We start from the raw sequence: 11,725 nt of genomic DNA on the forward strand, positions 1-11,725 counted from the left end.
TGTCCGGAATGCCGAAGACCGTGCCCCCCACCGCGACAAGCAGCCACCGCCGATACCAGGCGCCTGCGTCCGCGCGACCGCGACCGGCCGGCACACGCCCACGCCGACTTCGCCGCCCTTCAGGCGGGCGAGAGCAACCGGTCACTCTGAGCTACTTGCCACTTCGCCGGAGTTTCGGGAGGACAGGGCCGTTCCAGGCGGCAGTGCCGAAACCAGCTGCGGGCAGGTCCTGCTCACGCAGCGGGGTGAAGTCGACGTCGAGTTTCGGGTCGTATGCCTCGGGCTGGATGCCGAGTTCGTGCCTGGCCTTGCGGACCAGGCACGCGATCAGCGCGAGGCGCTTGACGGGCGTGTAGTCCCGAAGCGCCGGGGCGTCCCCGGCATCCGCCTCCCCGGCGAAGTCGGTGATCTTCCGTGCGGCGACGCCGTCCATCCACACCGCGCTATCACTGAGGCCGTCCAGCCACTCCATGCGCTTGGCCAGGTTCTTGAAGTGTGACCAGCTCGGCCCCTTGGCGGGCTTCTTCAGCCGGTTGAACAGCGTCGTGCCGTCGTTGTCGCGCTCCTCCAGCAGCCGCAGCAGCTCGGTGCGCTGAAGGGGGCTCATGCTGTCGTGGATGCCCGCGCAGATCGAGGCGTTCACCTCGGCGCGGATCTTCGAGGCCATCTTGTCGAACGTGGAGAACCCCGGCAGCTCCAGCCCGGCCTCCACCACCTTCTCCAGCGCGATGTTGATCAGGTCCGCCGGCCGGTTCTTCGCCGCGGCCTCCTTGCAGATCGACTGCTCGGCGATCCGCCGGGCCTCCGCCTGGTCGTACGCCACCCCGACCCGCTTGCGCACCAGGCCCCGGTGATGCTTCACGGTCCGCTCCGCCCGGTACACCGGCAGCGTGCCCTCCGGCAGCTCCACCTGCCGCCGCACGAACTCCACCACCTGCTCCGGCACACCCTCCAGCGCCGGGAAACACCCCATGCGCTGTAGGACTTCAGCATCAGAAGCAGGGCCAGCAGATGCTCGTCGCTGTCCGTCGCCCCGGCCGCCCACTCCAGCTCATCGCGAGTCGGCGAGAAGAACGGCCATGACCCAAATACGCCAGAAACCCGCCACGGGATGATCTTGGGGGCCTGAGCGGGCCCACCCGTCACCCGTTCAGCTCAGCGTCGTTGGTGGTGACGTTGGATGTCGTCCGGGGCGGGGTGGGCTGTGACCTCGATCGAGAGGACCGCGTATCCGCGGTTCAAGCGGCTGATCAGCGCGCACGAGCTGCACTTGTTCTTCTCGCCGAGCCGTGACGAGGTCGAGTGGGCCGCCGCTCGTGCTGGCTGTGACGAGCACCTGCTGGCCCAGCTGCTCATGCTGAAGTCGTACCAGCGGATGGGGTGTTTCCCGAAGCTGGACGAGGTCCCGGACACGGTCGTCGACTTCGTGCGTCGCGCGGTGGACCTGCCGGAGGGCACGGTGCCGAGGGCGGCGAACCGTACGGCGGAGCGGCAGCGGACCGCCGTACGGCAGCGCTGACGGCCGAGATCCTGGCGGCGGTCGGGGAATTCGACCAGGACGCGGAGGCCGGCGCTGTGGCCGCGCGGCTCGGCAGCGGGCTCGTGCTCGCCCTGCACACGATGGCGAAGGCCCTTCGGGTGCAGGCCGGCGCCGTGGGAGTGCCTGCGGCAGCGGTGAATGGTTTCGGCGGGTTCGAGGGGCAGTACGAGAGAATCGAGAAGGTCGCCGCCCACCATGGCAACTACTGGGAGGTGCTGCTGTACGGGCACCTGCTCAAGGACCGCTCCACGATGTACGACCTGACCAGCCGCCTGGAACTGACGACCACCTCGGAGGACAGCCGGGTCCTGGACGCGCTCGCGCACGCCCGCCGGTACAAGACCTCCCGCGACTACATCCCGGAACGGCACGAGGACGGCCGCCCGGTCGACATCTCGTTCGCCACGCTGAACTGGCAGAAAGCCGTCCGGGACAAGAACCGGCCCGGCGCGTTTGTCCGCAAGCACTTCGAGGCGATGGTCTTCGCCGCGCTCGCCGAGGAACTGCGCACAGGTGACGTCGCGGTGACCGGGTCCGAGGAGTACGCCGACTGGAGTGAGCAGCTGCTTCCCTGGGAGGATGTCGAGGCGAAGCTGGGCGATTACCTGGTGGAGGTCGGCCTCGCCGAGTCCGGCGACGATGCGCCGTACGACGCGGTGGCGTTCCGTCGGCAGCTGGAGGACAAACTCACTGCGGCCGCCCCGAGTGCGGATGCCGGGTACCCGGACAACGAGGGCCTGGTCATCGACCTTGAGACAGGTATCCCCTCTCTCAAGGCCCACCGCTCCGAGGGGCAGCGCGCCTCAGCGAAGGTGTTGGAGCAGGAGATCAGGGCGAGGATGCCGGAGCGCTCCCTGCTCGGGATCATCTCCCGCACGGCGTACTGGGTGGAGTGGTGGCGCCGCTTCGGCCCCGCCTCCGGCAACGAGCCGAAGCTGAAGGACCCCTTCGGCCGGTACGTGATCACCACGTTCGTCAAGGGCACCCACATGGGCCCGTACGAGGCCGCCCGCCACATCCCCGGTGTCAGCGGGCACGAGCTGTCGCTGTCCGCGAACCGGCACTTCTCCATCCCGACGCTCAACGAGGCGATCGCCGACCTGGTCAATGCGCACGCCCGCCTGGACATCTCCCAGGCGTGGGGCGACGGCTCCGCGGTCGCCGCGGACGGCACCCACATGGACACCTACCTCAACAATCTGCTGTCTGAGACGTCCGTGCGGTACGGCAAGCCGGGCGGCATCGCCTACCACCACATCTCCGACACCTACATCGCGCTGTTCACGCACTTCATTCCGTGCGGGGTGTGGGAGGCCGTCTACATCATCGAGGGCCTGCTCAAGAACACCTCCGAGCTGAAACCGACCACCGTGCACGCGGATACGCAGGGCCAGAGCTTCCCTGTCTTCGCGCTCGCGCACCTGCTGGGCTTCGACCTGATGCCCAGGATCAGGAACTGGAAGGACCTGACCTTCTACCGGCCCACGAAGAGAGCCGAGTACGTGCACATCGACGCCTTGTTCGGGGAGCCGGGCCGCAACGTCATCGACTTCGACCTGATCGAGTCCCACTTCCGGCACCTCATGCGGGTGGCCGTCTCCGTGCGCGAGGGCGCCATCTCCTCCACGCTGCTGCTGCGGCGCCTGCGGGCGGGCTCACGCAAGAACGCGACATACACGGCCTTCCGCGAGGTCGGCCGCGTCGTCCGCACCGTCCAGCTGCTGCGCTACCTCTCGGACGCCCCGCTGCGCCGGCGGGTGACCGCCGCCACAAACAAGGTCGAGGCGTTCAACGGCTTCTCCCAGTGGATCGGCTTCGGCAACGGCGGCGTCATCACCGACAACGACCCCGTCGAGCAGGAGAAGACCGTGAAGTTCAACGCCCTGCTCACGAACGCGGTGATCTTCCACAACGCCCTGGACATCGCCGAGATCGTGCGCCAGCTCCAGGAGGAGGGCTACATCATCGCCCCTGAGGACCTCGCCCACATCTCGCCGTACTTGACCGAGCACATCCGCCGCTTCGGCGAGTACTCCACCCACGAACTCGGCATCCAGCCCGAGGCGTACGACCCGCACCTGGACGTCGACTTCAGCCCGCTCCGAGGCAACGACCCGCGCGCCCCGGACGGCTACGGCCAGGCGGCATGATCAGGAGAAGTCGGCCCTGGAGTCCCGCTGGCTCAGACACCAGGGGACACCTGACCCGCCGGTAGGTTGGCGGGGCCCTACCGCCGTTCGGCTTCTGTTTGGTGCTGGCCCTGGGTGCGTGCCAGGACTCGATGGACGGTGGCCCGGCTGACGGAGAAGAACTCGGCGATGGTGTGCTCGCGGGTGGCGTGCTCCTTGACGAGGCCGGTCCAGCCAGCCCCGCAGGACTTGCCGCATAGGGTTGTAACAACTACAGTTACGACTAAACCCGAGGGACGAGGGAGGTGGAGTCCGACGTGAGCGCCAACAGCAGACTGACCATCGCGGCGCACACCCTGACATGGATCGGGCTGTATCAGCGGCGTGGCCACGAGGTCGCCACCTCCGAGCAGATCGCGACGAGCGTCAACACCAACCCAGTGGTGATCCGCCGCCTGCTGGCCCAGCTGAGCAAGGCCGGCCTGGCCGAGTCACGGCGGGGGGCGGGGGCGGGCTGGATGCTCGCGCGGGACCTGGCGGCGATCACCCTGCTCGACGTCTACCAGGCGATCGAACCGGGACCGATCTTCGCCCTGCATCGCGCGACACCGGACCCCGAGTGCGTCGTGGGCCACGGCATCGGACCGGCAATGACCGCCGTGTACGACGATGTGGAGGCCGCCCTGCGCAGGGAGCTGGCCAAGACCACGCTGGAGGACGTGCTGCGGGACGTCTTGAAAGCCGCCTGATTCGGACCGTCGACTTCCCCTGATCTAGGGGGATCGCATCCTGCACCCATCGCTGTAACCAAAATGGTTACATCAAGAAATTGGAGAGTCTCATGGGACAACTGGACGACAAGACCGCCCTCGTCACCGGCGCCTCCAGCGGCATCGGCCTGGCGATCGCCCGCCGTTTCGCCGCCGAGGGCGCCACCGTCTACCTGACCGGGCGCCGCAAGGCCGCGCTGGACGCCGCCGTCGCGCAGGTCGGCGCCCGCGGCATCGCCATCCAGGGCGATGCCTCCGACCTCGGCGACCTCGACCGGCTCTTCGCCGAGATCGCGAACCGCAGCGGCCGCCTGGACATCGTGGTGGCCAACGCCGGCGTCGGGGACTACGGCCCGCTCGGCGCGATCACCGAGGAGGAGTACGACCGCACTACCTCGATCAATCTCAAGGGCACGGTCTTCACTGTCCAAAAGGCGCTGCCGCTGCTGACGGCCGGCTCCTCGGTGATGCTGCTCTCCTCCAGCTCGGCCCTGCGGGCCACCCCGGGCCTGGGCATCTACGCCGCCACCAAGGCCGCGATCCGCAGCCTCGCCCGCACCTGGGCCGCGGAACTGGTCGGCCGCGGAATCCGCGTCAACGCCCTCACCCCCGGCCCCGTCGAGACCCCGGGCCTGGACGAGCTTCTCACCGCTTTCCCGCACGGCGATCGGCCCACCGCGGCCGAGCCCGCCCCACCGACCCCGCTCGGCCGCGCCGGCCATCCCGACGAGGTCGCCGCCACCGCCCTCTACCTGGCCGGCGACCAAAGCAGTTTCACCACCGGCGCGGAACTGCTCGTCGACGGCGGCGCCACACAGCTCTAGAAGGCTTCGACACAACAAGGAGTGAGTCATGAAGAGCGTGGTCCACTACCGGGCGGGCGATGCGGCAGCCGTCGCACACATCGAGGAATGGCCGGAGGCGCCGGCCCCTCGGGCCGGCGAAATCCAAGTGCGTGTCAGCATCTCCCCGGTCCACCGCGGCGATCTGGTCGCCACGGAGACCGGCCTGCCGGACGGATCCGCGGGGCGCAGGCTGGGCACCGAGGCGGCGGGCGTGGTGACTGCGGTGGGTCCATCGGTGCCGGCGCTCCGTGTCGGCGATCGGGTAGCGGTCTTTCCGGCCACGGGCGCATGGTCCGAGCACATCACCGTGCCGGCCGAGGCCGCCGTAGCCGTCCCGGACTCCCTCAGCGACGAAACGGCGAGCGTCCTGCTCGTCAACACCATCACCTCTCGGACGTGCTCCGTGCGGTCGATGAGCTGAGGGCTGCCGCGGCAGCGCCGAGCGATTCTCCACTCCTCGTGTCGGGGGCCGCGTCCGCGGTCGGCAAGCTCATCGTTCAGCAGGCCCGCGACCGTGGCTGGCCCGTTGTCGCCGTCGTCCGCAGTGACCGTGCTGCGTCAACGGTCCGCACAAACTGGCCGGACGTGCCCGTCGTGGTCTCCGGAAGCGGCGGCTGGCAGCGCGAGCTGGAGGGGGCGGTCCGCGGGAGGCCGGTGCCGGTCATCGCCGATGCGCACGGCGGTCCCTTCGTGCGGGAGATCCTGCCCTTTCTCGACGATGGCGGGACGCTGGTCGTCTGGGGCGATCTAGCCGCGCAGCCGTGGACGCTCTCGACGTTGGAGCTGCTCATGCGGGAACTGAAGGTCCGCGCGGTGAGCATCACGCGCTGGGCGACCCGCCCTGGGGATATCCGGGCCGCCGATCGGCGAGCCGCCCTCCAGATCGCCGCGCAGCATCCACACCTTCTCGCCGTTCATGCCGCCTACCCCCTCGCCGAGCTGCCGAGCGCCATCTCGGCGGCGCGGACCAGCGGCACCGGCACCGTATTGCTCAAGCTGAACTGACCAAACCTGGACCGCAGGGGAGCAGTGACCTCATGGAATTCAAGACCATCGGCACCATCGGTGCGGGAGCACCAGCACAAGCCGTGGCCGCCCACGCGGCACGCGCCGGGCACCCGGTGCTGGTCAGCAACAGCCGCGGCCCCAGCACACTCGGCGACGCCGTCGCCGCCATCGGGCCCGGCGCCTCGGCGGCCACGTTCGAAGAAGCGGCGGCGGCCGACCTGGTCCTGCTCGCCGTCCCGTTCGGCGCGGTCCCCGCGGTCGGGCGGCGGCTCGGGGACTGGACGGGCCGAGTGGTGGTCGACATGACCAACCAGTTCGCCCGGTCCGACCCCTACCGCGGCTTCGCCGACGTCTCGCCGCTGACCGGCAGCGAGTGGGTCGCCCAGCAACTGCCCGGCGTCACGCTGATCAAGGCATTCAACGCCATGTTCGCCACCTATATGGCTCCCGATCCCCGGCACCAGGACGGCAACCAGGTCGTCTTCCTCGCCGGTGACGACGAGAGCGCCAAGGCCCCCTTCACACGGCTGCTGACCGAATTCGGGTTCGCGCCGGTCGACCTTGGCGCGCTGCGCGAAGGCGGGGCGCTCATGCAGCTCGGCGGGCCGCTGAGCGGCAAGCACTTCCTGTTCCAGGGCTGAGGCCCGACCGACACCTCAAGAGACGAAGAGACAAAGGACAAGGACGATGGCAACAGATACTCAGACCTCGCGGACCGTGGCCGAGAAGTTCCTGGAGCGCCTCGGCAGGCAGGACCCCGACGGCATCCAGGAACTGTTCTCCGAGGAGATCGACTGGCACGTCCCCGGCAGTGACGCACTGCCCTGGACCGGGCGCCGTACCCGCCAGGAGGAGGTCGCGCCGTACTTCACCACCATGTGGCCGCACTTCGCGCACGGCCAGAGCAAGGTCGTGCTGGAGCGCTTCATCGTCGACGGTGGTGACGTGGTGCTGCTGGCGGTCTTCACGCACACCGCCGTGGCCAGCGGCAAGGAGTTCACCACACCGGTGGCCATGCACCTGGCGGTCGAGGACGGCCGAATCGTTCGCATGCACCTGTACGAGGACACACTGACCGTCGCCGAGGCGTTCAACGTCGGCTGAGCGGAGGGCACTCAGGGACCCCGCGGCCCGGGGCGGCCCGGCCGGGCATGTACGCATAGGGTCAGCCGAGAGCACGGCCGAAGCCGAAACGGAGAGCAGAACTCGCGCCCGGCCAATCGCTGCCGGTCAGCACGTTGGGGCGGTCGGCCTTCGGCGATGACTGCCGATCAGGTCCCCCAGCGATGCCAGGCCATCGGCCGGTGTCGCCATGTCGACCAGCGTGCCGCCCGCCGGGTCTGCCGCACTGGGGACTTGACCGGCGCCCACGAACTTTCGTCCCCCACCGTGTTCCGCCGGTCTCCGGCCTCCTCTCCCGGCTGAATGGTGTTCGCAAACGATCGTTTTCCGACAGGCAGGCGACGCGTCCAATGAACCCGTGCAATCCGGGGATTCACGGCAGCGCGAATCCAATCAGATCCGAATGGTGATTGCTGACAGGGTTTGACGACAGATAGGGTCCGATCCTCCGTATGGAAGGGGCCCGCGAGTGGCGAACCTGGTCTACAAGCGGGTCTCGACCGACCAGCAGTCGACCGCCCGGCAGAACCTCGTCCTGGATGAGGCCGGCATTGAGGACCCAGTCGTCTTCGAGGAGGACCCGGGAACCTCCTGCCGCCTCCACCCGCTTCAGCGGCCGAAGTTCCGCGAACTGCTCACCTACGCGCGGCCGGGCGACACTGTGCACGTCTCCGAGATGTTCCGCCTCGTGCGCGGCACCGGCCACGTCCTCGATGTGCTCGACGTCCTCCACCGCGACCAGGTGGCGCTGCGTATCCACGACGGCGCGTTCTCCGCGATGGACCTCACCGCCCGCCATCCGCGCACCGGCGAGCTGCTGTCCACCGTGAAGTCCATGGTGCAGACCCTCGCCGCCGCTGGCGAACTCCAACGCGACCTCCAGCGCGAGCTGACCTACGACGGACTGCGAGCCGCCGAGGCCAAGGGCAGCAAAGGCGGGCGCCGCCCCGCCGTGGCGGCCGACAGGGCCGGCGCCGTCCGCACCGCGTACCTGGAAGGCCGCTCCATCGCCGCCCTTGCCCGCAAGCACGACGTCAGCCGCGGCGCGATCCGCACAGCCGTTGCCGACCTCCTGCCCAACCACACCGCCATTGAGGAGGATGCCCCCGCGCCGGAGCTGCCGGTCACCCTCGATATGCCCGGCAAGGTCGCCGACTTCCTCCGCACCACCCAACTGGACCCCGCCGAGCGGGCCGCGCTCGACCAGGGGATGACCGTACGGCGCGGCCAGGGCTACACCCTGCGCGTCAGCGCCGTCCCCGCCGTGCACCGCCAGCTCCTCGACCGCTGCCAGCCGCTCGACGGCGCCCAGGGCGTCCCGGCGGTCCCGGCCCAGCGCAAGGCCCGCCGCGAGTACGAGAACCGCGTCAATGCCCTCGCTGACGACACCCCGTAGTGAGTCGCCCGGCCTCCAAGATCACCCCATGGCGGGTTTCTGGCGTATCTGGGTCACGCCCCAAGAACAGATGCAGCTCGTGCGCGGTGATCAACCGCTTGAACCGCGGGTACGCGGTCCGCTCGATCGAGGTCACAATCCCGCCTCGGGCCAGACGACAGCTCAACATCACCACCAACGACACTGAGCCGAACGGGTGACGGGCCGGGCCCTTCAGGGCTTCAAGATCAACTCATTGCCCCTTTGGCGCGTATCTGGGTCACACCCCTACGAAGACCCCGCCACCTCCAGCCGGCAACTCTCCCTCGACCGCGCGGGCTTCACCAAGCTGCTGCACGAGGCCGCCGTCGGCGACACCATCCGTATCGCCGACGCCGCCCGCCTGTTCCGCTCCGTCGCCGACATTCTCGCCCCGCGCCCAGTGCTCATCCGCCGTGGCCTACACCTGCGCGTCGAATCCGGGCTGCTCTCCGGCATCGACCTGGCCAGCGACGACCCCGGCACCAAAATGGTGGTCTCCGTCCTGGCAGCCGTACTGGAGTTCCAGCGCGACATGATCAGCGAGAACACCCGCGAAGGCGTCGCCGCCGGCAAGACCCTGGGTCGCCCCACCGCCCTCGACCCGAACACGGCGACCGCCATCGTCGAGGCATACCGCCAGGGCGCCGCCATCAAAGCCCTGGCTCGGCAGTACCGGGTCGCCCCCAAGACCATCCGGCGCGTCCTCGACGCCGCTGGCGCGCGCGACCTGCCTGGCCCGCTCGACACGCCCCTGGTCCGCCCTGGCGAGCTGGACGACGCGCTCGCCCCACAAGTGGACGTGGTCCTCGACGTACCCGGACGACTCGCCGATCTGCTGCGCATCGCTGGGGACGAGGTCGTCCGCCTGGCCCTCGTCTCAGGACGGAACATCCGCCGCGGCCCTGGCTATTCGGTCCGTCTGGCGGCCCCGCTTGCGCTTCACCGCGCCGTGCTGGAGCAAAGTGCTGCCGCTGCCGACAGCGCCGGCCCGGCTGAGCGCAAGGCGCACCGGGTGTCCGGGGCCCGCGTCGCAGCCGTCCAAGCCACCCGACTGCATGGGTCATGACCTGCGGAAACCCTTCGGCGAGACGCATTCGAACGGAAAGTCACGGCAAGCCGCTCAACTCTGCTCTGCTAACGGGACTTTTCGTTCGGATGCTCGTCATGCCCCGAGCTTGGCGCTGGGGATCAAGATCTTCCGTCCGATTCGGATCGAGGGGATGTCTCCGCGCTGTACCGCGTCGTATGTGGCGTCGTCGGAGATGCCGAGCAGTCGCGCGGTCTCGGGGACGGTCAGGGTGTGCCGGTCCGTGGGGGCGGGTGTCCGCTCCTGGCGGCTGTCGGCGGTCTGCCTGTGAGTCATGGTGCGTGGAGTAGCAGATCCGGGCGTTAACGTCCCCGGGCAAGATCGACACTCGTTTGACGTGCAGTGATGCGGTCGGGGGCGTGTCGGTGAGTGAGGTCTCGCCGGGGGAGCGGCGGCCACTCATGCCGCGACCTCGCGCAGGGCGTTGAGCGCCTCGAGGTAGGCCTCGCGGTAGCGGCCCCGTGGGGTGCGCCGCCCCAGCTCCCAGTACGAGACGGCCTGGGTGGTGACGCCGACGGCTTCGGCCACGTCGGCGATGCGGAGGCCGGCGGCCTGCCGCAGCGCGCGGCAGGTAGAGGGGGGCGGGAGGTCGCGGCGCTGCTGTACGCGCTCCCGGATACGCGCAGAAACGAGCGTTTCGGTCAACTTGGAGATGGCCCTGTGAGCTCGCTGGGATCAATCAAGGCGTCCACCGCGCGCCGCCAGCAGCCTCAGAAAGCAGGAGTGGGGGAGTGCCCAGGATCTCCTCTTATACCCATCAGAATGAGGTTTCTGTCTGGTTAAAATTCGCAGCATTCTCCCCTGCCGAATTGTGCTGGTGGGGGATCAAGGCGGCGGCGCGGCGCGCCGCCGTACCACGGCGCCTCGCCCGCCCGCCGGCCGGGCATGCGGCCTGGGGGCCGGTCCCGGCCGGCGGCGGCTCGGGCCGCCCGACTGCACCGCAGCAGACGCCGCAATCCAACGCACCCACCAACCACAGCGCCGCGCCGCTGTACCCGCCTTTACACGGGTCCCTCGTGCTCCGCATGGTCCCCGTCGTTCCCTGCCCCACCTGGCACAGGCCCCACATACTTGGGACATGGAGCCAATAACGTACGAGGATGTGGTGGACCACTTCGTGCAGGAGGTTCCGGAGTTCGCTCCGGTTTTGCGGGAGCACGTAGCTGATAACGGAGAGGTCTTACCGCACGTGCTGTTTTGGTACGTCACAACGTTCGTCCTTGACGCGCATGAGCGAGGAGACCAAAAGCTCGTCGGGCGATGCCTCGACGTCCTTGAGCGTGCCCTTCAGTCGACAGACGTCCGCGTGCGGGAAATGGTTGGAACTTCCTTCGTGGACAGCGTTGGCCCGTGGGATCCGGCCGTTCGTGACTTCATCGGGACGTGGCCTCCGCTTCTCAGAGAGCAGGCAGCTCATGACGGTTGGCAGGCAACGGAACCGCGCAACAAGATGCGCTGAAGAGTACGTGCCTCCGGCGGGGCACTCCGGCTCCGGGGTGATCACCGAGGACCGCGCATCGTCTCTGGCCGTAGGATGCTCCTATGTCTGTCAAGAGGCCTTAATCGTTCGTGAGCTTCCCCCCGTTCTCCGGACACCTCGCCTGAGGTCACCCTTGATCATCAGGAAGGATGCCCCTCATGCCCGCACCACACCCTCCAGAGTTCCGGCGCCCCGCGGTCGAGCTGGCGCGCCAGGGTGACAAATCCCTCGTCCAGCTCGCCAAGGACCTGGGCATCAGCCGCTCGTGCCTGCAGAACTGGATGAATCAAGCCGACGCCGACGACAATCCCGCTGCCGGCGGGGAGC

General features: G+C 68.8%; 14 protein-coding genes. 11 read left to right on the forward strand and 3 right to left on the reverse strand.

Going from position 1 to position 11,725, the window contains the following annotated elements; translation table 11 throughout:
* Positions 1-151: 151 nt before the first annotated feature.
* A complete protein-coding gene (locus tag HHX30_RS39720; RefSeq protein WP_169989101.1) occupies positions 152-973 on the reverse strand; it encodes a DUF4158 domain-containing protein in 822 nt (273 codons plus the stop codon).
* A 231-nt stretch (positions 974-1,204) separates the two neighbouring features.
* On the opposite strand from HHX30_RS39720, the gene HHX30_RS39725 reads away from it, so the two are divergent.
* The 10 genes from HHX30_RS39725 (at position 1,205) to HHX30_RS39770 (ending at position 9,897) form a co-directional block, all read left to right on the forward strand.
* A complete protein-coding gene (locus tag HHX30_RS39725; RefSeq protein WP_211593450.1) occupies positions 1,205-1,519 on the forward strand; it encodes a DUF4158 domain-containing protein in 315 nt (104 codons plus the stop codon).
* 56 nt (positions 1,520-1,575) lie between these two features.
* Positions 1,576-3,690, forward strand: coding sequence for a Tn3 family transposase (locus HHX30_RS43595; RefSeq protein WP_169989102.1), 2,115 nt, complete (start codon positions 1,576-1,578; stop codon positions 3,688-3,690).
* 296 nt (positions 3,691-3,986) lie between these two features.
* Positions 3,987-4,418 carry an Rrf2 family transcriptional regulator gene (locus HHX30_RS39735; protein ID WP_169989103.1) on the forward strand — a complete coding sequence of 144 codons (432 nt, stop codon included), beginning with the start codon at positions 3,987-3,989 and terminating at the stop codon, positions 4,416-4,418.
* Between the two features lie 92 nt (positions 4,419-4,510).
* Positions 4,511-5,263 carry an SDR family NAD(P)-dependent oxidoreductase gene (locus HHX30_RS39740; protein ID WP_169989104.1) on the forward strand — a complete coding sequence of 251 codons (753 nt, stop codon included), beginning with the start codon at positions 4,511-4,513 and terminating at the stop codon, positions 5,261-5,263.
* Positions 5,264-5,291: 28 nt separating this feature from the next.
* Positions 5,292-5,705: an alcohol dehydrogenase catalytic domain-containing protein gene (locus HHX30_RS39745; RefSeq protein ID WP_169989105.1), complete on the forward strand. Its 414-nt coding sequence runs from the start codon at positions 5,292-5,294 to the stop codon at positions 5,703-5,705.
* Between the two features lie 38 nt (positions 5,706-5,743).
* A complete protein-coding gene (locus tag HHX30_RS39750; RefSeq protein ID WP_311923046.1) occupies positions 5,744-6,289 on the forward strand; it encodes a zinc-binding dehydrogenase in 546 nt (181 codons plus the stop codon).
* 32 nt (positions 6,290-6,321) lie between these two features.
* Positions 6,322-6,933 carry an NADPH-dependent F420 reductase gene (locus tag HHX30_RS39755; protein ID WP_109383692.1) on the forward strand — a complete coding sequence of 204 codons (612 nt, stop codon included), beginning with the start codon at positions 6,322-6,324 and terminating at the stop codon, positions 6,931-6,933.
* Between the two features lie 46 nt (positions 6,934-6,979).
* Positions 6,980-7,396 (forward strand): nuclear transport factor 2 family protein, encoded by a 417-nt coding sequence (locus HHX30_RS39760; RefSeq protein ID WP_169989107.1) that lies wholly within the window; start codon positions 6,980-6,982, stop codon positions 7,394-7,396.
* A gap of 487 nt (positions 7,397-7,883) precedes the next feature.
* Positions 7,884-8,810 (forward strand): recombinase family protein, encoded by a 927-nt coding sequence (locus HHX30_RS39765; RefSeq protein WP_169989108.1) that lies wholly within the window; start codon positions 7,884-7,886, stop codon positions 8,808-8,810.
* A gap of 196 nt (positions 8,811-9,006) precedes the next feature.
* Positions 9,007-9,897, forward strand: coding sequence for a recombinase family protein (locus tag HHX30_RS39770; RefSeq protein WP_169989109.1), 891 nt, complete (start codon positions 9,007-9,009; stop codon positions 9,895-9,897).
* Between the two features lie 96 nt (positions 9,898-9,993).
* Here HHX30_RS39770 and HHX30_RS39775 read toward each other — a convergent pair whose 3' ends face one another.
* Positions 9,994-10,194 (reverse strand): helix-turn-helix domain-containing protein, encoded by a 201-nt coding sequence (locus HHX30_RS39775; protein WP_169989110.1) that lies wholly within the window; start codon positions 10,192-10,194, stop codon positions 9,994-9,996.
* A gap of 123 nt (positions 10,195-10,317) precedes the next feature.
* Positions 10,318-10,563 carry a helix-turn-helix transcriptional regulator gene (locus HHX30_RS42370; protein WP_249351004.1) on the reverse strand — a complete coding sequence of 82 codons (246 nt, stop codon included), beginning with the start codon at positions 10,561-10,563 and terminating at the stop codon, positions 10,318-10,320.
* Between the two features lie 433 nt (positions 10,564-10,996).
* Between HHX30_RS42370 and HHX30_RS39785 the strand changes: the two genes are divergently transcribed.
* The gene (locus HHX30_RS39785; protein ID WP_169989112.1) at positions 10,997-11,377 is read left to right on the forward strand and encodes a hypothetical protein; all 381 of its coding nucleotides are present in this window, start codon (positions 10,997-10,999) and stop codon (positions 11,375-11,377) included.
* Positions 11,378-11,725 lie beyond the last annotated feature (348 nt).

This window comes from Microbispora sp. H10836 (assembly GCF_012999525.1).
In the GTDB taxonomy this organism is placed as follows: domain Bacteria; phylum Actinomycetota; class Actinomycetes; order Streptosporangiales; family Streptosporangiaceae; genus Microbispora.